Origin of the sequence: Enterococcus sp. AZ163, from assembly GCF_050498925.1 — a bacterium.
Classification (GTDB): Bacteria; Bacillota; Bacilli; order Lactobacillales; family Enterococcaceae; genus Enterococcus_A; species Enterococcus_A ferrettii.
Genome location: NZ_JBIPAO010000001.1, coordinates 2125001 through 2150021, shown reverse-complemented (window position 1 = coordinate 2150021; position 25021 = coordinate 2125001). Strand labels below are relative to the sequence as shown.

Annotated in this window: 27 protein-coding genes; 11 read left to right on the top strand and 16 right to left on the bottom strand. The window is 39.8% G+C overall.

Features of this window, described 5'->3' with window-relative positions; genetic code table 11:
• Window positions 1-3 precede the first annotated feature (3 nt).
• Both IGI46_RS10170 and IGI46_RS10165 read right to left on the bottom strand, forming a co-directional pair.
• A complete protein-coding gene (locus tag IGI46_RS10170) occupies window positions 4-1089 on the bottom strand; it encodes an ABC transporter ATP-binding protein (RefSeq protein WP_207702232.1) in 1086 nt (361 codons plus the stop codon).
• 69 nt (window positions 1090-1158) lie between these two features.
• Window positions 1159-1701 (bottom strand): helix-turn-helix domain-containing protein, encoded by a 543-nt coding sequence (locus IGI46_RS10165; protein WP_207702231.1) that lies wholly within the window; start codon window positions 1699-1701, stop codon window positions 1159-1161.
• Between the two features lie 215 nt (window positions 1702-1916).
• On the opposite strand from IGI46_RS10165, the gene IGI46_RS10160 reads away from it, so the two are divergent.
• Genes IGI46_RS10160 through IGI46_RS10145 form a run of 4 tightly spaced genes read left to right on the top strand, consistent with a single transcriptional unit; the run spans window position 1917 to window position 4807 of the window.
• On the top strand, window positions 1917-2912 hold the full coding sequence (locus tag IGI46_RS10160) for a YhdH/YhfP family quinone oxidoreductase (RefSeq protein ID WP_207702230.1): 996 nt from the start codon (window positions 1917-1919) through the stop codon (window positions 2910-2912).
• Window positions 2909-3631 carry a phosphopantothenate--cysteine ligase gene (locus tag IGI46_RS10155; RefSeq protein WP_429963143.1) on the top strand — a complete coding sequence of 241 codons (723 nt, stop codon included), beginning with the start codon at window positions 2909-2911 and terminating at the stop codon, window positions 3629-3631. The genes IGI46_RS10160 and IGI46_RS10155 overlap by 4 nt, the downstream gene beginning before the upstream one ends.
• Window positions 3631-4173, top strand: coding sequence for a phosphopantothenoylcysteine decarboxylase (coaC, locus tag IGI46_RS10150; protein ID WP_207702228.1), 543 nt, complete (start codon window positions 3631-3633; stop codon window positions 4171-4173). The genes IGI46_RS10155 and coaC overlap by 1 nt, the downstream gene beginning before the upstream one ends.
• A 43-nt stretch (window positions 4174-4216) precedes the next feature.
• Complete coding sequence (locus IGI46_RS10145; RefSeq protein ID WP_242704371.1) at window positions 4217-4807, top strand: ECF transporter S component; 591 nt, start codon at window positions 4217-4219, stop codon at window positions 4805-4807.
• A 39-nt stretch (window positions 4808-4846) separates the two neighbouring features.
• Here IGI46_RS10145 and murB read toward each other — a convergent pair whose 3' ends face one another.
• Window positions 4847-5725: a UDP-N-acetylmuramate dehydrogenase gene (murB, locus tag IGI46_RS10140; RefSeq protein ID WP_242704370.1), complete on the bottom strand. Its 879-nt coding sequence runs from the start codon at window positions 5723-5725 to the stop codon at window positions 4847-4849.
• Window positions 5726-5818: 93 nt separating this feature from the next.
• A complete protein-coding gene (locus IGI46_RS10135; RefSeq protein ID WP_207702225.1) occupies window positions 5819-6733 on the bottom strand; it encodes a Gfo/Idh/MocA family protein in 915 nt (304 codons plus the stop codon).
• A 131-nt stretch (window positions 6734-6864) separates the two neighbouring features.
• On the opposite strand from IGI46_RS10135, the gene IGI46_RS10130 reads away from it, so the two are divergent.
• Window positions 6865-7620, top strand: coding sequence for an exodeoxyribonuclease III (locus IGI46_RS10130; RefSeq protein WP_207702224.1), 756 nt, complete (start codon window positions 6865-6867; stop codon window positions 7618-7620).
• A 75-nt stretch (window positions 7621-7695) separates the two neighbouring features.
• Entirely contained in the window at window positions 7696-8229 is a 534-nt protein-coding gene (locus tag IGI46_RS10125; protein ID WP_207702223.1) for a 3'-5' exonuclease, read from the top strand.
• Between the two features lie 67 nt (window positions 8230-8296).
• On the opposite strand, the gene IGI46_RS10120 is transcribed toward IGI46_RS10125, so the two are convergent.
• From IGI46_RS10120 to IGI46_RS10075, 10 genes are all read right to left on the bottom strand, one after another.
• Window positions 8297-8821 carry a GNAT family N-acetyltransferase gene (locus IGI46_RS10120; RefSeq protein WP_207702222.1) on the bottom strand — a complete coding sequence of 175 codons (525 nt, stop codon included), beginning with the start codon at window positions 8819-8821 and terminating at the stop codon, window positions 8297-8299.
• Window positions 8814-9287 carry a tRNA (adenosine(37)-N6)-threonylcarbamoyltransferase complex ATPase subunit type 1 TsaE gene (gene tsaE, locus IGI46_RS10115; RefSeq protein ID WP_207702221.1) on the bottom strand — a complete coding sequence of 158 codons (474 nt, stop codon included), beginning with the start codon at window positions 9285-9287 and terminating at the stop codon, window positions 8814-8816. The genes IGI46_RS10120 and tsaE overlap by 8 nt, the downstream gene beginning before the upstream one ends.
• A 117-nt stretch (window positions 9288-9404) precedes the next feature.
• The gene (locus tag IGI46_RS10110; protein ID WP_207702220.1) at window positions 9405-10160 is read right to left on the bottom strand and encodes a MurR/RpiR family transcriptional regulator; all 756 of its coding nucleotides are present in this window, start codon (window positions 10158-10160) and stop codon (window positions 9405-9407) included.
• 79 nt (window positions 10161-10239) lie between these two features.
• Window positions 10240-11916 (bottom strand): glycoside hydrolase family 13 protein, encoded by a 1677-nt coding sequence (locus IGI46_RS10105; protein ID WP_207702219.1) that lies wholly within the window; start codon window positions 11914-11916, stop codon window positions 10240-10242.
• Window positions 11916-12335, bottom strand: coding sequence for a PTS sugar transporter subunit IIA (locus tag IGI46_RS10100; RefSeq protein ID WP_429963142.1), 420 nt, complete (start codon window positions 12333-12335; stop codon window positions 11916-11918). Before IGI46_RS10100 ends, IGI46_RS10105 begins: the two co-directional genes overlap by 1 nt.
• Before the next feature lie 52 nt (window positions 12336-12387).
• On the bottom strand, window positions 12388-13197 hold the full coding sequence (locus tag IGI46_RS10095) for a PTS system mannose/fructose/sorbose family transporter subunit IID (protein WP_207702217.1): 810 nt from the start codon (window positions 13195-13197) through the stop codon (window positions 12388-12390).
• Window positions 13190-13990 (bottom strand): PTS mannose/fructose/sorbose/N-acetylgalactosamine transporter subunit IIC, encoded by an 801-nt coding sequence (locus IGI46_RS10090; protein WP_207702216.1) that lies wholly within the window; start codon window positions 13988-13990, stop codon window positions 13190-13192. The genes IGI46_RS10095 and IGI46_RS10090 overlap by 8 nt, the downstream gene beginning before the upstream one ends.
• Before the next feature lie 15 nt (window positions 13991-14005).
• Complete coding sequence (locus tag IGI46_RS10085) at window positions 14006-14482, bottom strand: PTS system mannose/fructose/N-acetylgalactosamine-transporter subunit IIB (RefSeq protein ID WP_429963141.1); 477 nt, start codon at window positions 14480-14482, stop codon at window positions 14006-14008.
• A gap of 580 nt (window positions 14483-15062) precedes the next feature.
• Window positions 15063-16043 carry a phosphate acetyltransferase gene (gene pta / locus IGI46_RS10080; protein ID WP_207702214.1) on the bottom strand — a complete coding sequence of 327 codons (981 nt, stop codon included), beginning with the start codon at window positions 16041-16043 and terminating at the stop codon, window positions 15063-15065.
• Between the two features lie 155 nt (window positions 16044-16198).
• Window positions 16199-16879 (bottom strand): uracil-DNA glycosylase, encoded by a 681-nt coding sequence (locus tag IGI46_RS10075; RefSeq protein ID WP_429963140.1) that lies wholly within the window; start codon window positions 16877-16879, stop codon window positions 16199-16201.
• Window positions 16880-16990: 111 nt separating this feature from the next.
• Here IGI46_RS10075 and IGI46_RS10070 point away from each other — a divergent pair, with 111 nt between their 5' ends.
• The gene (locus IGI46_RS10070; RefSeq protein ID WP_429963139.1) at window positions 16991-17851 is read left to right on the top strand and encodes a Cof-type HAD-IIB family hydrolase; all 861 of its coding nucleotides are present in this window, start codon (window positions 16991-16993) and stop codon (window positions 17849-17851) included.
• A gap of 25 nt (window positions 17852-17876) precedes the next feature.
• Window positions 17877-18407: an LURP-one-related/scramblase family protein gene (locus tag IGI46_RS10065; RefSeq protein ID WP_207702211.1), complete on the top strand. Its 531-nt coding sequence runs from the start codon at window positions 17877-17879 to the stop codon at window positions 18405-18407.
• On the opposite strand, the gene IGI46_RS10060 is transcribed toward IGI46_RS10065, so the two are convergent.
• A complete protein-coding gene (locus tag IGI46_RS10060; RefSeq protein WP_429963138.1) occupies window positions 18397-18990 on the bottom strand; it encodes an N-acetyltransferase family protein in 594 nt (197 codons plus the stop codon). The genes IGI46_RS10065 and IGI46_RS10060 overlap by 11 nt on opposite strands.
• A gap of 127 nt (window positions 18991-19117) precedes the next feature.
• Between IGI46_RS10060 and IGI46_RS10055 the strand changes: the two genes are divergently transcribed.
• On the top strand, window positions 19118-20191 hold the full coding sequence (locus IGI46_RS10055; RefSeq protein WP_429973382.1) for an endonuclease/exonuclease/phosphatase family protein: 1074 nt from the start codon (window positions 19118-19120) through the stop codon (window positions 20189-20191).
• A gap of 57 nt (window positions 20192-20248) precedes the next feature.
• On the opposite strand, the gene IGI46_RS10050 is transcribed toward IGI46_RS10055, so the two are convergent.
• Window positions 20249-22669 carry a hydroxymethylglutaryl-CoA reductase, degradative gene (locus tag IGI46_RS10050; protein ID WP_429973381.1) on the bottom strand — a complete coding sequence of 807 codons (2421 nt, stop codon included), beginning with the start codon at window positions 22667-22669 and terminating at the stop codon, window positions 20249-20251.
• Between the two features lie 246 nt (window positions 22670-22915).
• Between IGI46_RS10050 and IGI46_RS10045 the strand changes: the two genes are divergently transcribed.
• Both IGI46_RS10045 and nrdI read left to right on the top strand, forming a co-directional pair.
• Window positions 22916-24070 (top strand): hydroxymethylglutaryl-CoA synthase, encoded by a 1155-nt coding sequence (locus IGI46_RS10045; protein ID WP_429963135.1) that lies wholly within the window; start codon window positions 22916-22918, stop codon window positions 24068-24070.
• Window positions 24071-24561: 491 nt separating this feature from the next.
• On the top strand, window positions 24562-25008 hold the full coding sequence (nrdI, locus tag IGI46_RS10040; RefSeq protein WP_429973380.1) for a class Ib ribonucleoside-diphosphate reductase assembly flavoprotein NrdI: 447 nt from the start codon (window positions 24562-24564) through the stop codon (window positions 25006-25008).
• Window positions 25009-25021: the final 13 nt, after the last annotated feature.

Here is a 25021-nt window from a genome sequence, read left to right as displayed (position 1 = left end):
CCCCTACTCTTCATAGCTTTCTAAACGAGCATCAAATTCTTCTTCCGTTTCATTAAAACGCATAACATGAATATCTTCTGGTTCGAAAGCTAGGCCGACTTTAGTACCCTCTTTGGCTTTACGGGTAGAGTGTACCGTCCATTCATTGCCATCTTGGTCAATACCGACAATTTCGTAGTGAACGCCACGGAAGAGTTGAGTATTGACTGTTACTACCAGCTTCCCTTTTTCTGGTGAAGTGATGTTTAAATCTTCAGGACGTAAAACCACTTCCACTGGCTCATTAGGACGCATACCGCTATCAACACATTCAAATTCTTTGCCAACGAATTTTACCAAGTTGTCCTCAATCATTTCACCTGAAACAATATTACTTTCTCCCACAAAATCAGCTACAAAGTGATTAATCGGCTCATCATAAATATCCACTGGGGTACCGCTTTGAACAATTTCCCCTTTGTTCATCACAAAGATTTCATCGCTCATTGCTAAGGCCTCTTCTTGGTCATGCGTAACAAATATAAAGGTAATACCCAATCGTTTTTGTAACTCACGCAATTCATATTGCATATCCGTTCGCAACTTCAAATCCAAAGCGGACAACGGCTCATCCAATAAAAGGATTTTCGGCTCATTGACAATCGCGCGTGCAATCGCCACCCGTTGACGCTGGCCCCCAGACATTTCTGTAATTTCGCGGTTTTCATATCCCGGCAGTTGAACTACTCGTAAGGCGTCTTTGACTTTCTTTTCAATTTCACTTTTTGGCAGCTTCTTGATCTTCAGACCAAAGGCAACATTGTCAAAAACGTTCATATGAGGAAACAACGCATAATCCTGAAATACAGTATTCACCTGACGTTTGTTGGCTGGCACATCGTTCATTCGTTTACCTTCTAAATAAATGTCTCCTGCAGTTGCATCGGTAAACCCAGCAATGATGCGCAAAATAGTGGTTTTTCCGCAACCAGAAGGACCTAATAAGGTATAAAAGCGTCCCTCTTCTATATCAAAACTAACATTTTTCAATACTGTTTCATCATCGTATTCTTTTACGATATCGTTAAAAGAAATAATTATGTTTGCCATGACTCGCTCCTTTTCATCAACGAAGGGCTTCCTGAAAAAACTTCTGCTCTTCGCCTTTTATTAGTTAATTTATAAATACGACTCTGTCGCTACGATTAATACTTTAGTTGGTTTGTTGCCATGGTTTTGCAACCGATGCGGTTTGCTGGCCTCATAATAAATACTTTCACCGGCATGGGCGACAAAATAGTCGTCGCCAAACTGCAGCCCTATCGTTCCTTCTAAAATATAAATAAAGGTTTCTGATAAGGACGGAGAGAATTGCTTGTATTGACCGGCCTTCTCCAAAGTCAGCAAGATCGGTTCCATTTCTTTCTCATTAGACTCCGGGATCAGCCACTTAATGTGATACCCGTTGGTTTCGTCACTGTATGAAGTGGTGTCTTCTTCTTTATAAAGAATCTTTTGTTCACCGATTTTTTGACTGAAAAATTGTTCCGGTGTAACTCCTAAAACTGCTAAAATATCAAAAAAAGTTTCCATTGAGGGCGAGCTTAGGTTCCGCTCCAGCTGAGATATGTATCCCTTGGACAAATCTGTCCGTTCCCCCAGCTCTTCTTGCGTTAAATTCTTTTGAATCCGTAAATTCTTCAGCTTCTCGCCTATTTCCATTAAGCCTCGCCCCCTTGTTTGGTAAAAGTAAACTTCTTGTTTAATAGCACCACTATAGTATACGAACTTTTTGATAAAAAGCAAGACAGAGCAAAGGTTTTCTTAGAATTCTCTAACCTGAATAATTTGTTGAAAAAAGAACATAGAAAGTTGCTTTTTCCGTGGTTTCCGCTAAGATGGAAGTAACAAACTTTTCTTAGTAAAGGAGTAATTACATGACCATTTATCGGCGGTTACGGGTAATAAAAGAGGAAACCATTACGACTGAAATTGAGAATTTTGAAGCCCCTGAGTTGCAGCCTGGTGAAGTATTGATTGCTGTCAGCTACTCAGGTATCAATTACAAAGATGCTCTTGCTACACAACCTAATACTGGAGTATTGAGAAGCTATCCTTTAACACCTGGAATCGATATGGCAGGTACTATTGCTGCTACCAACGATGACCGTTTCACTGTGGGTGATGAAGTTTTAGCAACCAGCTATGGCATTGGCGTTAGTCAAAATGGTGGGTTGAGTGAAGTGCAAGTTGTTCCTGCAGATTGGGTCGTGAAGCTGCCACAAGGACTCACTACAAAGCAAGCCATGACCTATGGAACTGCTGGATTCACTGCTGCCCTTGCAATTGATTCACTGGTACAGCAAGGTTTAACTAAAAAGAGCCGAGTACTGGTAACTGGTGCAACAGGTGGTGTGGGCGGCTTTGCCCTGCAATTTTTACAAACAATCGGTTGTCAGGAAATTGTTGCTCTATCTAGAAAAACGGATCAAAAGGATTACTTGACTCAGCTGGGAGCTACGACTGTAATAACCCCAGATGAATTCTTCCCAGAAAACAATAAACCTTTGAATAAACAGGTAATTGATTATGTAGTGGATACGGTTGGTGGCGAACAATTAGGCAAATTAATTCCTTTTGTTAATTATGGCGGCAGTATGGCGCTTTGCGGAAATGCAGGTGGACTGAAGCTAACGATGACTGTGCTGCCGTTTATCTTACGAGGAGTCAATCTATTAGGAATTGATTCAGTCGAAACACCCATGAAAAAAAGGGCAGCGATTTGGCAGAAAATGTCGAATGAATGGCGAGTACCTGATAGCATTAAAGTCCAAGAAATATCTTTAGAGCAAGTTCCAGAAACTGCCAAATCCATTTTAACTGGTAAACACATTGGCCGCACTTTAGTCCGTCCCGGGGAGTTAAAATCATGAGAATTCTAATTACAGCTGGCGGCACTACAGAGAAAATTGATGATGTGCGTGCGATAACGAACCATTCCAGTGGTCGCCTAGGAAAAACTATTGCTGAAGCTTTTTTGTCTGAGAATGCAACAATTGACTATATTACAACAAAACAGGCAGTTAAGCCCGACGATCAACGAGTAGCTCTCCACTTAGTTGAATCCACCAGTGAGCTCGCGGATAAATTGAATGAATTAATGACTGTCAACTGCTATACTGCAGTGATTCATAGTATGGCTGTGAGTGATTTTACGCCAGAAAGTTCCGTTACGATGGAAGATTTGCAGCAAACCATTGCCACTCATCCTGCTGATTTAGCCGCCTCTTTAAAGGCTAAAGATCAAGAGCGCACAGAGAAAAAGATTTCTTCCGACACCGATCATTTAGTGATCGTTCTGAAAAAGAACCCTAAGGTCATCCAGCAAATTAAAGAGCTGCAGCCAGAAACGATTCTAGTTGGCTTCAAGCTGTTAGTCGATGTCCCTATGATTCACTTGCTGGATGTTGCGAAAAAGAGCCTAGAGAAGAATCAAGCTGATTTCATTTTAGCGAACGACTTAGCGGAAATTAGTGGTGAGACCCATCATGGTTATCTAATCAATCAGCAGCATAAAGTAAAAGAAGCTCATACCAAGTCGGATATCGCTCAATTGATTAAGGAAGCAGTTTTAGAAAGGAAGAACGCGTAATGAAAACTATTCTTTTAGGAGTCAGCGGCAGTATTTCAGCCTACAAAGCAGCCGATCTGACCAATCAACTGACAAAACTTGGCTACCAAGTAGATGTAGTTATGACCCAAAGCAGTCAAGAATTTATCACGCCATTGACTATCCAGTCTCTTTCTCACCGTTTGGTTCACACGGACGTCATGGCTGAACCTGACCCAGCTAAAATTAACCATATTGAGTTAGCGAAGCGGGCTGACTTATTTTTAGTCGCTCCTGCTTCAGCCAACATCATTGGCAAACTGGCAAATGGCCTTGCGGATGATTTATTATCTACCGTAGCTTTAGCATTACTGCCAGAAACTAAAAAAATTATTGCTCCAGCAATGAATACCTATATGTATCAAAATCCGATCGTTCAAAGAAACTTAACCACTTTGCAAGAAGTCGGTTATGAAGAAATCCAACCCCGGGAAGCATTGCTGGCCTGCGGCGATTATGGCCGTGGTGCGTTAGCCAATGTTTCAGAAATCGTTGATCGAGTGATGAATTTGTTGAAGGAGTAGCACGGTGAAAAATATAAATATTAAAAGTTTTACTTTAACCGCTATGTTTTTAGCGATTATGATTATTTTGGCGATCACCCCGTTAGGTTTTATACCAATCGGGCCGATCAATGCCACTACTATGCATATTCCAGTCATTATTGCGTCAATTATTTTGGGTCCAAAAATTGGTGCTGGATTAGGCGGGATTTTTGGAATTCTTAGTCTAGCTCGTTCAACTATCGTTATTACTCCAATGTCCTTTGTTTTCTCACCTTTTATTGCGAATCCGCTAACAGGTCAGGGAGACTGGCGGGCTGTAATTGTAGCCATCGTTCCACGTATATTAATCGGCATTGTTCCCTATTTCGTTTACATTGGAATTAATCGTTTAATGAAAACAAAAGCACAACCGGTGAGTTTGTTCGTCGCTGGCCTAATGGGGTCCATGACCAACACCATCTTGGTAATGAACCTGATTTTCTTCTTTTTCAAAGACAGCTATGCAAACGTTGCTCAAGTCGCAGCAGATGCTGTTTATGGTGTCATTTTAGGAATTATTTTTGGCAGCGGACTCGTCGAAGCAATTGTGGCCGGAATTGCTACAGCAGCTGTTTGTGCGGTTCTTTTAAAACTAATGAAACAACCTAAATAAGAGGGTAGAGCCAGGCTCTACCCTCTTTTAACGCCCTTCTTATTGAGGATCTTCTCCAATAATTCGAACTTCAGTTTCTAATGTTACTTCGAACTTTTCTTTAATCACTTGCTGAATATGAGCAATCAATTCAATATAATCCGTTGCCGTCGCCTGATCAACATTTACAATAAACCCGGCATGCTTCATTGAAATTTGAGCCCCGCCCCATTTTAATCCTTGCAAACCGGCATCTTGAATCAGCTTACCGGTAAAATGACCTGCTGGGCGCTTAAATACACTCCCACAAGACGGATATTCCAGCGGTTGTTTTAATTGACGAAGCTCTGTCAATTCAGTCATACGTTTTTGGATACTATCATAATCTCCATGAGTCAGCTTAAACCGAGCATTTAAAACGATAGCGGGTTGGTCTTGGATCGCTGAATGACGGTAGCTAAAGTCCATCTGCTCTGATTTCCAAGTTTCAAAAGTTCCATCTGCCAGCAACACATCGACTGATTCGAAAACATCCTGCAGCTGTCCATCATAAGCGCCTGCATTCATAAAGACTGCTCCACCAATACTGCCAGGAATTCCGCAAGCAAATTCAAAGCCTGTTAACGAATGCTCTAGGGCAACATAGGTGGTATCAATCAGCTTAGCTCCTGCTTCAGCAGTGATTGTATCTCCTTCCACAGCAACCTTTGTCATGTCAGTAAGCATCATGACTACTCCTCGAATTCCGCCATCCTTCACAATTAGATTGCTGGCGTTTCCTAAAACCAACCAAGGGATTCGATTTTCACGGCAATAATCAACTAATTGTTTAATCTCTTTTTTATTTTTCGGAAATGCTAACACATCAGCTGGCCCACCAGTTTTAGTATACGTATAATCCATCAAAGGTTTATTTAGTAAAATGGTCATTGCAGGCATTGCCTCTACTAATTTTTTTCTATCCACATCATTTGTTCCTTTCTTGTGACATCCTTGTTATTTTAGCATGCAGATAACAATCTTACCAGCCCATTATAGTTGATGACGGATATGTCGATTAATCATCTCTTGGCACAAGCGATGACTTAACAATACATGTTCCTGTTTCAGGTCGACAGACTTATCCCCTTTTAATGCTGATAAGAATGCCAGTACCATTTGCTCAAAGCCGCGTTTCTCTAGAGCAGACGTCCAGTCACCAAAACGTTGCGTCGATTCTGTCGTATCTTCTCGAATAGTTAACTCGCTTAATTGATCCAGCACTAAGGTTTTGTCTGGACTGGTTACTTGATATTGCTCTGCTTTAGCACCACTTTTTAGATCCATGGTTAAATAAGCTTCTGTTGTGGCATTAGTCAACAACATTCGAGCATAGGTCATCTTACCAGCTTCTTCGTAAATTTTGGTATGAATTTCACCTACATTTCCGTTTAGTAAATAAACACCTGTATCTACTAAATGAATAAACAAATCGTAAATGCCATAACCTATATCTAAAGGATGTTCTACCTCATTTTTTTCTAGTCGAATCGTTCGTTTATCTGCCAAACCATGTAACTGTTCCACCATCGGCGCAAATCGTCGATTAAAGCCCACCATAAAAAGCAGCTTTTTTTCCTCGGCTAACGCCATCAAATGTTTCACTTCTTCGTAGTTTTCACTGACTGGTTTATCAATAAAAACGGCTACATTTTCTTCTAAACATCGCTTTGCTAATGCGTAATGGGCACTGGTAGCCGCATGAATAAAGCATGCATCAAGTTTTTTAGCGAGCAATTCATCTACATTAGGCACTGTTTCTTGAAAGCGATATTTTTGTGAAACTTTTTTCCGCACCTCTTCCCGCCTTGTGGAAAAGATGAACGTTGCCTGATCACTCAGCTTGGCATAAGTAGGAAGATAGGCTTTCTGAGCAATGTCTCCTAAACCAATTATACCGATTCTCATATCACTGCCTCCTCGTCGATTTTTCGTGCATCTTTATTTTACCATTGGAAAGAGGATTCACAACCATTGCTTCTTTTATAATTGTTTCCCATCGGCTTTTTCGTTAGAATAAGGGAAAGGGAGGAATCATCTTGAAACTGATCTCATGGAATGTTAACGGACTGCGGGCCGTAATGAAAAAGAACTTTATGGATGTATTCAACGAATTAGATGCTGATTTTTTCTGTTTGCAGGAAACTAAGCTGCAGGAAGGGCAAATTGAAATGGATCTGCCTGGGTATTATCAATACTGGAATTATGCTGAGAAAAAGGGTTATTCTGGCACAGCCATTTTTACTAAACACGAACCGATAGCGGTCACTTATGGTATGAATCAAGAGGTCCACGATAATGAAGGACGACTGATTACATTAGAGTATGCGGATTATTATGTTATCACCTGCTATACTCCTAATTCCCAAAACGAATTGAAACGATTGGATTACCGGATGGAGTGGGAAGAAAGCTTCCTAGCTTATTTAAATGAACTAAAAACTAAAAAAGCAGTCATTTTCTGTGGTGATCTAAACGTTGCCCATCAAAATATCGACTTGAAAAATTGGAAAACGAATCAAAAAAATGCCGGCTTCACACCACAAGAACGAGAAAAGTTTACAAATCTGCTAGAAAATGGCTATATTGATACTTTCCGATACTTCTATCCAGAATTAACTGGTGTCTATTCTTGGTGGAGCTATCGTTTTAATGCTCGCAAGAATAATGCCGGGTGGCGGATTGACTATTTTGTTGTTTCTGATGATTTGAAAGAAAAGTTAACCGATGCCAAAATTTGGACTGAAATTACTGGCAGTGACCACTGTCCCGTAGAATTAGATATCAGCCTTTAAGATTTTTTTGAAAAAATGCACGCCTGCTACTCAATTGCTGCCTTTTGTGGTACAACTGAGTGGGAGGTTTTTTTGATGAACTTTATCGCAATGGATTTTGAGACTGCTAACTACCAAACTCATAGTGCCTGTTCGTTGGCATTGGTTATGGTAAAAAATAGTCAGATTATCGGAGAATATTATTCGTTGATTCAACCGGAAACGGATTTTTTCTGGAAAAACATTCAAATCCACGGCATTCATCCCGAAGACGTAGCTGAGGCACCTAAGTTTCCAGCGGTCTGGGACGAAATTCAGAAATACTATCAAGAAAATCGATTAATTGTCGCTCACAATGCCGGCTTTGACACCAAGGTCTTAGCAGGCTGCTTGGATTATTATCAAATTCCTCAGCCAAATTATTTATCTTTGTGTACCGTACAAACAAGTCGTAAGCTGTTCCCTGAGATGCACAACCATCGCTTGAATACGGTCTGCAGCGAATTATCGATTCCTTTGGAAAACCATCATGACGCTTTAGAAGACAGTCGTGCCTGTGCAAAAATTCTCCTTTACCAAGAAGAACACTTTGGTACTGATCCCCTGAAAAAATTAGTCAAAGCTTTATAATATATGACATACGAAAAAACCGAACAACTAGCAAATTTGCTTCTTGTTCGGTTTTTTATTTTTAAGTCTAGTCAATCAACAAGCTCATTAAATAAACATCCAGAAATTCTCCATGGTTACTACGAGCACCGCGAATCATCGTTGCTTCCTGTTGAAAGCCGAATTTCTGATACAATTGAACCGCTCGTGCATTTTGGGTCTGAACCGTTAACTCGAGCCTTCTAATGACTTGGCTCTCTTGCGCCCAATAAAGAATTTCTTCCATCAGCAATGAACCCAATCCAAGTCCCCAAAATTCCTTCAAAATACTAATCCCAATTTCACCGATGTGAGCTACCCGGTATTCAGCCGAAGCCTTCACTGAAGCATTACCCACCAGCTGATCATCCACAAAAACTACCAACAGCAAATTATTGGGGCTTTCATATAAGCTTTCCAAATGCACCGCCAGCATTTCTGGTGTCAAAGCCATCCCGGTTTCATCCATTACTAGGTATTCGGTTTCTTGAGCTACCTGCTGACTCAGCTGCAGCAAAGCTTCTGCATCATCAGGAATTGCTTCCCGAATCACAACATCCAAGGCTTCACTCATTTTCTTGCTCCCACACTTCCTGAATCCGTTCTTTTAATGCACTTCCCTGTTCACCATGTGCTATCAGTTCTGCTTTTCGTCTTTGATCATTCTCAATATCTTTATGTAACAGCAGCTCCAAAAAGTCTTCTGGCTGATAGTCTCCCAACTGGCGGCCCCACTCAATGACTGAAAGACCCTCACCTTCAAAATATTCATCTAAGCCTAAGTCATCAGCACCACTATCAATACGATAAACGTCCATATGGTATAACGGAATTTTCCCCTGTTGATATTCACGAATAATCGTATAGGTAGGGCTCTTAATCATTTGGACAATGGCCAATCCTTTAGCAATCCCTTTAGTTAAGGTGGTCTTCCCTGCGCCAAGATCCCCCGTTAAAATTAAATTATCCCCCGGCTCAGCAACTTCACCAATTATGATGCCTAAGCGTTCAGTTGCTTGTGTATCCTTTAAAATAATCACTCTGCGTAGCTCCTTTTTCCAATGATCTCTACCAGACAGTATACCGATTTACGGCAGGAAAGTAAAAAGAGAAACGGTGAGAATCCATTCTCCTTACTTCAGATCGAATTTGCTGTCTTACTCATCGAAAAGAACAAATTCCCGATATTTACGAGCTAAAATAGTCAAAATGATATTTAAACCCACCATCGAATTGCCACCACCAACTACTGGACTTGGTAAGTCCGAGGTTTCATAATATAGCTGAAAATCAGCTGCCTCACTAAGAAAGCTTTTACCAAACGAAGTGATGCTGCAAATTGGAACTTTGTTTAATTCCAAATTTCGAATGGTATCCTTAATCGCTGGTGTTTCCCCACTTAGCGATGTCACAATCACCAAATCTTCTTTAGTTAACGTGTGACTAATCATTTCGAAATTAGTTTCACCGGAAATTAAAAAGTTGGGTCGATTAGATAAAAATAGATCGTTGGCAAAATCTTTAGTGTAATTATTTTGAGTAAAACCTGTAGCATAGAGATGCAGTTGGTTTGCTTGTTTAATTTTATCCAACAGTGGTTGAAAATTGGTTTGTTCAGCATATTGAAATGTCTGCTCAACCTCTTTCTTCAAAGCAGCAACTAAATCGGTTGGCGCAATGGCTTTTTCTGAAAGAGACTGTTCAATGGCATATTTCATGTCAGAAAAGCCTCGGAAGCCTAATTTTTTGGCTAATCGCAGAACAGAGCTCTTAGAAGACAATAGCTTATCACCCAACTCGATAATCGAAAGCTTGATCACCTCCTGTCGATGGTTGCGAATATAATAAATCATTTCCTGTTCATTTTCAGATAAAGACTCGTAATTCACTTTAATATGCTGGTCAAAATTCATCAGTACACAGGCTCCTCTCTTCCTTATACTAGGAAAAAACCTGCGAGAAATCAAGTAGATCCTCGCAGGCTTCTAAGAATTAGTGTAAGTGATAAACGATTGCTTCATACGGTCGCAATGGCATTGTAGCAATCGGCTTGGCAGCGGTCTCTGTATAATTACTTAACAGTAAACTTGCTTCTTTTTTTAATAAATCTTGTGGCACACTGACATTTACCTTATCCTTACTGAAGGAACAAATAACTAATAACGTCTCATCTTGATACGTTCGCAGATAGCTATAAACAGCTGAATCCTCTTCATTGATCAAATGGTACTCTCCTAGTTGAATAATCGGATAGTCTTTCCGCAACGCAATCAATTTTTGGTAATAATAAAAAGTTGAATCAGGATCTGCTAGTGCAGCCTCTACATTAATCCAACGATTATCTGGTGAGTAAGCAATCCATGGCTTTGCCTCGGAAAAGCCGCTATTATCCTCACCGTTCCAAGGCATGGGTGTACGAGCATTATCACGAGATTTTAAATACACGGCTCTTTTTATATCTTCTGGTTTTTCTCCCGCTTCAGTCATTTCATGATAAAAATACTTCGTTTCAATATCTTGATAGTCCGTAATATCTGTGAAAGGTACATTCTTCATCCCCAATTCTTCCCCTTGAAAAATAAACGGTGTACCCTTCATCATATGCAAGAGAGTTGCCAGCATTTTGGCAGAGACTTCACGGTACTCTCCATCATCACCGAATCGAGTTACTGCACGAGGCTGATCATGATTGCTCCAATAGAGAGAATTCCACCCCCGGGCCAATTTATTCTGCCATTCGGTTAATGTGTTGCGCAAATCACTAAGCTTAAATCGAATATCTGAGAATTTGCCATATTTACCATAATCTAGGTGCATATGATCAAAGTGAAAAAGCATATTTAATTCTTTTCGCTCAGGAAAAGTATACAGCTGAGCTTGAGTGCTGTTGGTATTAGGTGTTTCCCCCACTGTCATCACATCGTAATGACGAAGAACTTCCTGGTTCATTTCTTGAAGAAATTCATGAACACGAGGACCATTTGAAGCTCCGGCATAATAAGATTTCGTGTAAGCCAAGGTATCCGGTGCTTCAGGGTAGTTAGGATCTTTACTAATTAAGCTGATGACATCCATCCGAAAACCATCAATTCCCAAATCAAACCATTTACGCATCATTTGGTAGATTTCTTGACGAAGAGCCTCATTCTCCCAATTCAAATCGGGTTGTTCCTTTGCGAAACAATGCAAATAATATTGATTGCGACTTTCAACATATTCCCAAGCAGGGCCGCCAAAGGTTGATCCCCAGTTGTTTGGCGCAGATCCATCCGGCTTTGGATCCTTCCAAATATAGTAATCAGCATATGGATTTTCTCGATCCTTTTTAGAAGCTGTAAACCATTTATGCAGATCGCTTGTATGATTGACAACTAAGTCTAAAATAATCCGAATATTTAATTGATGAGCTTTTGTCAATAATGCTTGAAAATCTTCCATGGTCCCATATTGAGGCAAAATTTTCTCATAGTCAGCAATATCATAGCCATTATCTATTAACGGTGAATCAAAAATGGGATTCAGCCAAATAACATCGATACCTAGTTTAGCTAGATAAGGTAATTTTTCAATGATCCCTTGAAAATCGCCAATGCCATCATTGTTGCTATCCTTAAAGCTTTGAGGATACACTTGGTAAACGACACTATTTTTCCACCATTCGGCTGTCATTATTCATCCTCCTCATCAAGGGTTTGTTGAGCTAAATAGTCATTCACATATACAATCTGCTGCTGTCCTTCCTGAATAGCCAGTCGCAGTTGTTCAGGTTCAATAGCCGCATCGCCTAATGGCAGCAAGCACGACATGATTACAGGTAGATTCATCCCGGCAATTAAATGAACATTGGGATAGGTCAAATATTTAGTAAAGTTTTGATTAACTGAACCACCTAATAAATCTGTGAAAATAATTGCTTCATCTTTTTCCGTTATATCTGCTAAAGCTGCCTCAATTTCTTCGTTCACAGGCATATTGGTGGTGTATGCGGCAATGGCTGTAATGTCCCCAACAGTTGGTATGATATATTCTAAGGTATCTTTCATGCCAATCGCTAAATTGTGATGGCTGGCTAAAATAATTTTTCGCATAAGCTGCTCCTTTTTTATCAGACTGAATATAGGCACTATCCAGTTCTTTTTATTAAACGGTCAACACACCAAAGAACGACAGGACTAACGCTAAGAGAATTACACCGAAAATAATTTGGATAACACTCATTTTTTTAGCTGCAATTAACTTGTAAACGGCTAATGTCAGTAATGCTGGAAGCAGTGCCGGCATGATACTGTCTAAAATTTGCGTTTGGATAGGTAATTTAACCTTTCCAGATTGAAATACTAAGCCAACATTGATCTTAACAACAGAAGGAATCAACGCCCCAACTACCGTCAAACCCATGATAGAAGCTGCCTCAGTAAAAACAGAAATTTTTGCACCTAAAACCGTTACTAGCTTAATTCCTGACGTATAACCAATTGAAAATAATTTGAATCGGAAAAATAGAAAGAAAATATTCAGTACTAGCCAGATAATGGCTCCTGTAGGATTTCCTTCAAGTCCCATATACGCAGCAATCGATCCCATAATGGTCGGATACAGCACCCAGACCAATGTATCACCTACCCCAGCTAAGGGTCCCATCATACCGGTCTTGAAGTTTTGTACCGCTTCTAAAGAATTTACTCCGTCCTTTTCTTCCATTGCTAAGCTGGCACCTAACAATAGATTTGCCATCCAAGTTGTCGTATTGAAATATTTGAATTGATTATTTAAAGAAGCTAGATAATCCTCATCGTTGGGATGTATCTTACGCAACGCTTTTTCTAGTCCATATACTACTGCTGGTCCCTGCTGATTTTCATAGTTGAAAATATTACAGGCCATAAACATATAACGGAACGCCGCTTGATTAATATCTTTTTTGGTCAATTTCGTTTCGGGATTATTCATCAAAGTCATCTCCTTCATCCACAATGCCTGTTTCTGTTGGTGCTTCTGGTGTGCTCTTTTTCATTTCAGTCGTAAAGAAGTAATAAGCTAAGGCAAAGCCAACAATTGAAACACCTAGTATTGGCAAATTGAGATAGGCCGCCAAGACAAAACCGATTAAAAGCATAGTCAAATATTTTTTAACTGGCATTACTTGCAGTAATAAAGCAATCCCGACTACCGGCAACATACTTCCAGCGATGGATAATCCATCAGTAAACCATTTCGGTACAAAATTCAAAATCAAATTAACAATCCGATCACCGAAAATCACGCACAAAGCCGTTGGTATTGCTGTGGACAAACCAAAAATGGCTGGTCCGATCCATAAAATACGATTCATCTTTTTGAAATTCATCTTATTTGCTGCATTTTGAGCAGCATGGGTTACATAAGTGTTCAAAATTTTTGCCAATACATCTAGCTGAATTCCCAACATTCCAACTGGCACACCGACTGCTAAAGCAACCGCTTTGGCTTCTTCAATGTTATTAGTTGTACGAATGGCCACATAGATACCAACTAAAGCAGCCAATCCCCAGTTCGGTACGGAAGAACCACCGATGTTAGCTACTCCTAACGCCATCAGCTGGAAGGTTCCGCCAATGACCATTGCTGTTGTCATGTCTCCCATAATAATTCCAGCAAAAAGTGCGACCATAATCGGAAACCAGGTTGTTACAACTAAACCCTGCTGATCCCAAACCATCCAAACGGATAGTGCAATGATTAATATTCCTTGAATAATTTCCATGAGATTGCCACCTTACTATTTAATGTATGTTGCTAAACTTTCTTCTTGATCGCCTGGGACAAAGTGAAAGGTTACAGGAATGCCCATTGCTTCCAGCTTTTTCAAGTCGTCTATTTCTTTTTGATCAACTGAAACCATTTTTTTAACTGTTTCTTTGCCTTCACCATCAAACATGATGCCAATGTTAACCTTTGGTATTTTGACACCGCCTTCAACTAAGCGAATAAGTGTTTCTGGTTCACGCACAATCATAAAAACATTGTGACTATCGTATTTGCCATTGTTGAAATTAGTAATTGCTGTGTCAACATCAATAATTGACATTCCTGTTCCCGCTGGCTTACTCATCCGCATAGCTGCTTTTTGAACTTCATCTTTGCTGACTTCATCATCCACTACCATTAAACGTTTGGCTTTCGTTGCTCCTGCCCATTGTGTTACGACGATTCCATGAATTAATCGTTGATCGATTCTTGCTAATACTAATCCCATATTATGTATCTCCCTTTTCTTGAAATTTGCCTATTATTATTTAAGCAACTTTCTTTTTTGTGATCGTTTACAAGTTGTAGTATAGGATCAAAAAGTATCTGAAACAATAGTTTGCTGCCTTTCTGGGAAAGGACTATTTTTCTTGGTATAAGTGTCATCATCGCGGGAAATTTCCCTAAAACCAGCACCTAATTTATTTATGCACAACTTTTCAATTTTTCAGTTGCTTAAATAAGAATCTTATATCGATCAAAGTGATCTCAATCTTTGCATTTTTCAACACCTCTCATTTGAAAGGTGCCCTTTCATTCAAATACAAAAATCACCGAAAAATACTTTTTCCGGTGATTATCATATATTGTATGTTTAATTAACTACTAGTTCCAAATTATGCTTCCTAAGTATTCTCACAATATTTTAGATGCCTTTTACCTGAATAATAAACCAAGATATACTAGTCAACGCAGCTTCACTATCACTGCTTAACAGACACCAACAGACTTAGGCAAACATTTCTTAAATCAGTAAACTGCATCAAAAAAGGCTGCCAAATGACACTTTAGCAGCCGGTAAATTTATCCTATTTCATTAATGTTTGAGCCGCGGTAATGATTGACAGCTTATAAACATCTTCTTCATTTGCTCCACGAGAAAGGTCAGAAACTGGTTTGTTTAAGCCCTGCAGGATTGGACCAATTGCCTCAAAGTTTCCTAAGCGCTGCGCAATTTTGTAGCCAATATTTCCAGATTGTAATTCTGGAAAGACGAATACAGTAGCCTGACCAGCAACATTTGAATCCGGTGCCTTTAATTGAGCAACACTTGATACGTATGAAGCATCAAATTGCAACTCACCATCAATAACAAAGTCTGGTGCCAATTCTTGCGCAATCTTAGTTGCTTCAACCACTTTATCTACTTCTGGAGCTTTAGCCGAACCCTTAGTAGAGAAGCTCATCATAGCAACTTTTGGTTCGATATCAAATAGTTCAGCTGTTCTAGCAGATTCTACAGCAATTTCAGCTAATTCTTGTGCATTAGGATTTACGTTAATGGCACAATCTGAGAACAAATATTTTTCTTGGTCCCTACCACGCAGCATAATCATTGCTCCGCTGGTACGGCTAACACCTGGACGAGTTTTAATGATTTGCAAAGCCGGACGGACAGTATCTCCGGTTGAGTGAATCGCACCAGAAACCATTCCTTCAGTAATACCCATATACGTTAGCATTGTGCCAAAGTAATTTTCATCTTTAAGGATTTTTTCAGCATCTTCTTTTGATACTTTTCCTTTACGACGTTCGACGAAAGCCTCAACCATTTCATCCCAGCGATCAAAAGATGCAGGATCAATCACTTCAAAATTATCTGCTTGCAATCCACGAGCCATTGCTGCTTTTGCAATTTCATCACGATTACCAACTAATACCGGTTCCAACAACTCTTCTGCTTTCAAACGAGCTGCTGCGCCTAAGATACGGGCATCTGTAGCCTCAGGAAAAACAATTTTAATCTGACGACGAACAATCTTAAATTTTAAGCTATCAAATAGTTCCACTTATAAAACCCTCCACATATTATTTACTTTCACATGATACACTACTTTTCAAAAAAAATACAGAAAAATTTTGCTGTATTACCAAAAAAACTTAGGAAACACTAAGAAAAAGCTGTTTTACTCTATTTGTATCTGTAACAGCAACCGTTGTCATACTACACTGTTTCAGGAAGCTGCCAGTTGATTGGTTCTTCACCCCAACCGATCAGTAATTCATTGGTTTGAGAAAAAGGCTTAGAACCTAAAAATCCCCGACTGGCAGATAATGGTGATGGATGTACCGACTTGATAATGGCATGTCGGCTAGTATCAATCATTGCACTTTTTTCCTGAGCCGGTTTCCCCCACAAAATAAATACAATCGGTTCTTCACGTTCATTCAGTTTTTTAATGACGGCATCTGTCAGCTGCTCCCAGCCCTTTCCTCGATGAGAATAGGCTTGTCCTTCTCTAACAGTTAAAACGGTATTCAACAGCAGGACTCCTTGTTTAGCCCAGCTGACCAAATTTCCATGATTAACGGGTGGAATTCCTAAATCACTTTGCATCTCTTTATAAATATTACGTAAAGAAGGCGGAATAGCTACTCCAGGTTGCACTGAGAACGACAGTCCATGTGCCTGATTGATACCATGATAAGGATCCTGACCCAAAATGACAACCTTGACTGATTCATAAGGAGTTAATTCCAAGGCCTCAAAAATGTGAAACATATCTGGGTGAATCTTTTGTGAACGATATTCTTCTTTTAAAAATTCGCGTAATTCCAAATAATAAGGTTTCTGAAATTCTTCCTCCAATACGTCCTGCCAAGAATTGTGAATGATTTTTTTCATACGATTCCCTTCTTCCTACAAAATTCTGTTAAAGATATTAATTCAGATGGTTATCCTCTCTTGGAATATGTTACACTAACTACGTATGATAAGAAAGTCAGGTGAATAATTTTGATCAAATTGATTGCTTCTGATATGGATGGTACTTTATTGAATAACCACATGGAGGTACCTGAAGAAAACGTCAAAGCCATCTCCAAAGCCCAAAAAGCCGGAGTAGAATTTATTGCTGCTACTGGACGCGGGATTGGTCACGCACTTGCTTCATTAGACGAAGCCAACATCCATGTTCCTATGATTCTATTAAATGGCGCCTTAGTGCTGGACGCCAATCGAGACGTTTTATTTTCGGTACCGATTCCTCGCGAAAAAGCTTTTCAAATCATGGATATGCTTGAAGAAGCTGGAATCTATTTTGAAATTTTTACAGCTAAGCACGTATATTCCGAAAATAAAGTTTATCGGATTGATTTCTTTTCTAGTCATTTAGCAGAAATGGCGCCAGAGCTTTCACCAAAAATGGCGATTGCAGCTACCGCTGAGCGTTTAACCATTTTACCGATTACGTACGTTAAAGACATGCGTCAAACGGTGATTGACAATAACGAGGAAATCTTGAAGGTTATTGCCTTTGACAAAAATGGTCCGATTAAGCTGCAAGCAATGACAGAGAAATTGAGCACATTAGGTGAGCTTGCAATTGCGGCCTCTGAAGCCAGCAATATTGAGATTAATCATGAAAATGCCCAAAAAGGCATCGCACTTGCTCAATACGCTGAATCAAAAGGGATCACTGCTGATGAAGTAATGTCGATTGGTGATAACTTCAATGATATCAGTATGTTAAAATATGCCGGCACCAGCTTTGCAATGGGCAATGCTGAACCAGCAGTTAAATCCTATGCCAAATTCGTAACTGACACAAATGTAGAAAACGGTGTCGCAAAAGCAATTGAACAGGTCCTTGAGTGAACAATTACCAAAAGTGGTGAAAAAAATGACGGAATACCTTATTCAAGAAAAACATCTAAGTTCAGCGACACGTACCATCGTCAAAGATATAGATGGCAAAGCAGTCTACTTGATGGTTGGTCAATGGGGGCGAAAGGGCAATGTCCTTTCCCTCTATGCGATGAACGGACAGATGGTTGCATATATTAAACAAGCCAGCGTGGTTTTTGGTCGTAAATTTGAAATCTACCAAAATTTTACCAAGGTTGGTACCTTACATAAAATTTTCAATTGGCCAGGAGATTTTTACTACATCAAGCAGTTGAACTGGGCTGTTTATGGGAATATTTACAACCATCATTACGCAATCAATCATTTCAACCGTCGCATTATGACCATGAATAAAGCCAGCTTCTTAACTGGTGATTATTATGTATTAGACATCAACCACCCTAAAAATGCGCCTGTCGCTATTTGTGTGGCAGCCATTATGGACTACTGGTTATACAACCGCAGTAAATCTAATGCAAAAGAAAGAGCAGCTTCAAAAACTGCTCTTTGCTCGATTAACAGCTGACCTTTTCACGGACAGCTGTTTTTATTTTGCGTTGCATATGATCGTATAGATGACCGCTGATGGTATGTTGTCCCACCTCTTCAAATCCTTCTCGCAGATACAATTTCTTTGCACCAGGATTCAAGCGATCTACACTTAAACCGACAATCTCTTCGTCATCTCGAATGGCGATTAGATCCACAGCCTCTAATAAGCTTGAACCAATTCCTTGTCCACGAAAAGCTTCATCCACCGCAATTGAATCTAAGTACCATTCATTGGGGAAGGCTTCCGAATCAATAAACATCTCAATGTCCTCCGGCAATCCTTTAGAGACAAGATATTTTTTTAATGGTCGATCAATTATTGGTTCGTCCTTTGCCGGATAGCCAAAAGCAGCTCCTGCAATTTTTCCATCCACCTCCGCTACCAATCCTCGCTGATAACCAAAGCGATAGGTTGGATCGTCGTAGGCCGTGATGATTGCTTCTTTCGTTGCTGCTTCACCGAAGTCTTCGACAAATGGCAGCTCCATGTCCTTTAAAATAACCAGGATTAATTCAGCAATAGCAGGTCCATCTTGTTTTTCGGCAAATCTTATCATAGTAAAACTCCTTTTTTATAACATTGTTGCTTTATTATTGTATCATGACTTGAATAGAAACAAAAGATAGACACCCTTTTTCTAATAAAGCAATTTCTGTTATGATAGTAGTAAGGAGGAGAAATTTATGGCAAAAAAAATTAGTAAAGTGCTGCTGGCACTTTTGTTCCTTATACTTTTAGTTTTAGGCGCTTATGTTGGTTATCTGTATATAGCCTATGATCGTTTACCAGATAAACAAAAGCTGACTATCGAACAGGAATCTGATGCCCACTTGAAGGCTGACATTTCTTATCGTGCGATGACTTACAACATCGGATATGGTTCCTATCCATCCAGCTACAGCTTCTTTATGGACGGAGGCAAAAAGTCTAGAGCCGATAGTAAAGCAAGTGTTGAGAAGAATTTACGTGGTGTGGTAGAAACTACTGAAAAAATCGATCCTTCATTAGCTTTTTATCAAGAAGTTGATGAGGACGGTGATCGTTCTCATCATGTGAATGAAGTGAATTGGCTTAGAAACTATTTATTAGGTTACAACAGTCTTTACGGTCAAAATTACGATTCACCTTACCTGTTTTATCCATTTAATCAGCCCATCGGTAAAGCTAAATCAGGCTTAATTACCATGAGTAAAGCCGAAATGACTGATGCCGAGCGTTATTCTTTACCGATCGAAACCAACTATAACAAGTTTTTAGATTTAGATCGGGCCTTCACCACCACCAAAATCCCGGTAGAAGGCAGCAACGACTTGATCGCCATCAATGTCCATCTGTCAGCTTATACAAAAGACAAATCTGTTCAAGAAGCTCAACTAAGCAAACTCTTCAATTACATGGAGGACCATTACAAGAAAGGGAACTATGTCATTGTAGGCGGTGATTTTAACCACGATGTCTTAGGCAATAGTCCTGAGGTTTTTGGTACTAGTAAAAAGCGTGAAAGCTGGAATCAACCCTTTCCTAAAGAAGATTTGCCGAAAGGCTTTGAAATACCTGTCGATGGTCTAGCAAAGGCTAAGATTCCTTCTTCACGTAAACTAGACGCACCTTATGATAAGGAGACTGCGAAAGTAACCCTGATTGATGGATTTATCGTTTCTGATAATGTTTCGGTTGAAAAAGTTCAAGTAGAAGATAATGAATTCAAGTATTCCGATCACCAACCGGTATATTTAGACTTCAAATTAAAAAAATAAAAAGTTCTGAAGCTGCTCAAAATGAACGAGGCAGTCTTCAGAACTTTTTTATTAGATTTAAGTTGCACGTAGCTGTGTCAGAATTTTTTCAGCGGCTGCCAGATTCATTTGAGGTGCTTGTCTTAATAATTGGACAACCTGGGGAATTTCATTTTCCTGGGCTCCAGCAGTTATTGCCAAAGAACGACTCTGTAAAGCCATGTGTCCCTTTTGAATCCCTTCGGATACCAATGCCTTCAAAGCTGCAAAATTTTGGGCCAAACCTACAGCCGCAATAATTTCAGATAAAGTCACCGCCGAATCGGCACCTAATAACTTAAGATTCAGCTGTGCTTTAGGTAATACCTTGGTTGCACCACCGACAGTTCCAATCGCCATTGGCAAAACCAAACGACCAATCAACTGATCGTCTTCAATAGCCCAATCGGTTAATCCTTGATAACTGCCAGTTCTCGCCGCATAGGCATGAACTGCTGCCGAAACAGCACGGGTATCATTACCTGTTGCTAAAACAACAGCTTCTACCCCATTCATGATTCCTTTATTGTGAGTAGCTGCTCGATAAGGATCTAATTTCGCGTAGGTTGCTGCCGATGCGAGATTTTCAGCTATCTCCTGTCCGATTGAAGCAATTGGCAGTCGGCAGACAGCTTCCACTAAGGAATGGGTTGCATAATTACTTAAAATACTAAATAGTACATTTACTCCAGGAATTTCATTACGAATCTCCTGAGCAACACCCTCAAGTATGGTATTTAGTATATTCGCACCCATAGCGTCCTTAACATCAACAATTAAATCAATCGAAACATAACCCTGTTCAGGAAAAGAACGGAATTGAATGTCCTTCAAACCACCGCCTCTTTGATAAATAGAAGGGTAAACCTGTTGAGCTACTTCAAAAATCCGTGCTTCCTTCTCTCTCAACCATTGTTGAAAATAATGGGGATCGCTAACCTCCTGTAACACAATTTGTCCTACCATGGCCCGTTCCAATACATGCGCTTCAATCCCGCCAAATTCGCCAATAATTTTAGCCGCATTACTGGCTGCAGCAATAACTGAGGGTTCTTCTGTAGCCATTGGAATATCTTTTACTTGTCCGTTAATAACAAAATTGCGAGCTAACCCCAGAGGAATTGCTACCTCACTGATTTGGTTCTCAATTAGATTGTTGGCAATTTTTTCCGGCAGTACAGTATCTTCTGATAGCTGAGCAGCTTCTTCTGCTGTTATTTTTTCTTCCGCAGCTAACTGAGCTAAACGTTCCGCTCTAGTCAGCTGATAAAACTTTTTTTTTTGCGCTGCAGCCTCATCATTTTTACGGATCATTAATGCCAAGCCGATGCCGCCGCCAACGCAGAGACTAGCAATCCCACGCACTTTATCCTCTTGAATTAATTCATGCAGCAGGGTAGTAACGATACGAGCACCGCTGGCTCCAATTGGATGTCCCAAGGCAATCCCGCCGCCTCGAATGTTCAATTTCTCCTCCGACAGCTGCAATTCCTTTTGAACTGCTACAGAAGCTGCCGCAAAGGCTTCATTAATTTCAAATAAATCAATAGCCTCTTGGGTCATGTTTTGCTTTTCTAGTAATTTTTCAATCGCTGAAACAGGAGCAACTCCCATGATATTTGGGTCAATTCCCACTTCACTGTAGCCTTCAATTGTGGCTAGATAAGGTAAATTATTCATTTCGGCATAGGATTTTGAAGCCAAAACCAGTGCTGACGCTCCGTCGTTCAAGGTTGAAGCATTTCCCGCCGTTACAACTCCATCTTCTTTAAAAGCTGCCTTCAAGCTGGCAATTTTTTCTAAAGTTGTCTCTTCCCTAATGCCTTCATCAATACTAAATACAGTTCCATCAGCTAAAGTAACTGGAACTATCTCCATTTCAAAGTCCCCATTACTACGCGCTTTACCTGCCTTCTGCTGAGAAGCATAAGCAAAATCATCCTGATCCTGGCGCGAAACTTGATACACCTCTGAAACCTTCTCTGCAGTCAACCCCATGTGTCGACCACTAAAGGCATCTGTCAGACCATCGTAAATCATGCTGGAGAAAGGCTCTTGCCAATCATTATCGATGAAATCGTACTTGGTTAGCTTCGGTGCCTGTGACATGTTTTCAGTTCCACCGGCAACTACAACCTCTGCTTCCCCTAATTGAATTTGCTGCATTGCTAAAATAATTGCTTTGATTCCCGAACCGCAAACTTCATTAATCGTGGTTGCTGGTACTTCATAAGGAACCCCCGCCTTAACAGCCGATTGACGTGCGACATTTTGACCATTGCCTGCCTGCAATACATTTCCTAAAAAGACTTGACCAACAGCAGCTTCAGAAACCCGTGCGCGTTTGATTGCTTCCTTGATCGCAGCAGCGCCTAAATCAACAGCAGATGTTGCTGACAGGCTTCCTTTATACTTTCCGATCGGTGTTCGAACAGCGCTTAAAATCACTATTTCTTTCAAGGTGCACCTCCAAAAAAAGTTTTATCTATATAAAATTGTTATGCCAAAAGTTTTAGCTTCTCTGACTTTACCGTATCCATGTGAGCTTTTCAAGGCAGCGATGTATTTCTTAAAAATAGTTGAAAGATTGTCAGACCTCTATTTATGAATCAGAATTCCATATTTTTTAACTTTTCTTAAGAATGAATCTGCCCAACTTCTAGCATTTCTATGATATATTACAAAGGGAAGAAAAGGAGGGGCAACATGAAAATAGGGATTGATAAAATCAGTTTTCACGTACCAAATGATTATCTTGACATGACGGATTTAGCTGTCGCAAGAAACACTGATCCAAATAAGTTTCATATTGGGTTAGGACAAGACAAAATGGCGGTTATTCCAAAAACACAGGATATCGTTACTCTCGGTGCTGCTGCTGCAGAAAAAATAGTATCCGAGGAAGACAAACAAGTCATTGATCTGGTAATTGTTGGGACGGAATCAAGCAACGATTTCTCAAAATCTGCTGCCGTTATTATTCACGGCCTACTAGGTATACAACCGTTCGCCCGTTCTTATGAAGTAAAACATGCCTGTTATGCTGGAACTGCCGCCTTACAACAGGCAAGGGATTATGTCGCAGCTCATCCAACACGAAAAGCGCTCGTAATCGCTGCTGACATCGCAAAATATGGTCTAAATACAGGTGGCGAGCCAACCCAAGGATGCGGTGCAGTAGCCATGTTGGTATCTGCAGATCCAAAAATTCTTGCAATTAACGATGATAGTGTCTTTTATTCGGAAGATGTCTATGACTTTTGGCGTCCATCCAATCACGAATACCCATTAGTTGATGGACATTTATCAAATGAAATTTACATTAACTCGTTTGTACGTGTTTGGGAACAAAGCTTAAAAGCGAATCAAACGACTTCAGAAAATTATGCCGCCGTTACATTCCATTTGCCTTATACTAAAATGGGACGTAAAGCCTTAAGAGCTGTTTTTCCTAGTATGCCTGAAGAGGAACAGGCCCGCTTAGAAGCCCGCTATGACGAAGCTGTGGTGTACAGTCGAGAAGTCGGCAACCTTTATACCGGCTCGTTATATTTAGGATTAATTTCTCTGCTCGACAACAGCCAATCTTTAAATGCAGGTGATCGCATCGGCATGTTTAGTTACGGATCTGGTGCCGTCAGCGAATTTTTCTCTTTAGAATTAATGCCTGAGTACAAAGAACGTTTGACAGCAGAAGCTAACCAATCGTTATTAAACGCTCGGACACAATTATCAATTGAAGCTTATGAAGCAATGTTTGAAGACAAATTACCGTTAGGCGATGATGAACATGACTTCAATGATAAAACATCCTTTGCCATTAACAAGCTTAAGGGTGGTATTCGCTATTACAATCATTAAGCAAAAGAGATCTCAAAATTGAGATCTCTTTTGCTATTCAAATAAAAAAGAGAAGCAACTGAGAGCTTCCCTAAAAATAGACAAAAAAAAGAAAGTCTAACAAGTTTAATGGATGTGCTTTTTCTTTTCATTCCTTAGTCATTCTGGAATATTTGCACTCTTTTTGACTTAGTTTATTTCACTAAATACAACCATTAAATTGAGGAAATATTTTACGTTCCTCTACTTGCTAGACTCGATACATTTGGTAAGGAGTGAACAAAAATCCCTACTTCCTTTCTGCCATTGGCATTTCATTTGAACTGAGTCAACTTCACTCATTCCATGCTGCAATAAATTACAACTGAGGGATTACTTCCCCTTACATTTATTTTATATCATATTTCGATATTTTTTGCAACCGTTTACATTCTTTTTTGATTTTTTCTATTGCAGCTTGATCTGATAGTTTCTTTATTCGTGCTATAATAATTTTCTAGGAGGAATGGTTAATGAAACTTTTATATATCTCAATTTCTGGTAATACAAAGTCGTTTGTAGAACGTATCGCAGCTTTTTCACAAGAACAACATAAACTAGACACCACACTTCCCGTTTTTGACATTCAGGAGATTTCTGAGAATTCTCCATTCGAAGTCGAAGAAAATCCTTTTGTTACCTTTGTACCCACCTATCTGGAAGGTGGAAACGGTGTAGACAATGGCGACACGGAAATTTTAACCGAGGTAATGCGCGAGTACTTAGAATACAGTGAAAATTATAAACGTTGCTTAGGAGTAATCGGTAGTGGTAACAAGAATTTTAACTACCAATATTGTTTAACTGCTAAACAATATAGTGAAGCTTTTTGCTTTCCATTATTAGCTGATTTTGAACTGCGCGGTACTGACGTGGATCTTAAACGTATTTATGCCGTCTTAAGTGGATTGTCCGCTTAATCATTTTCACATA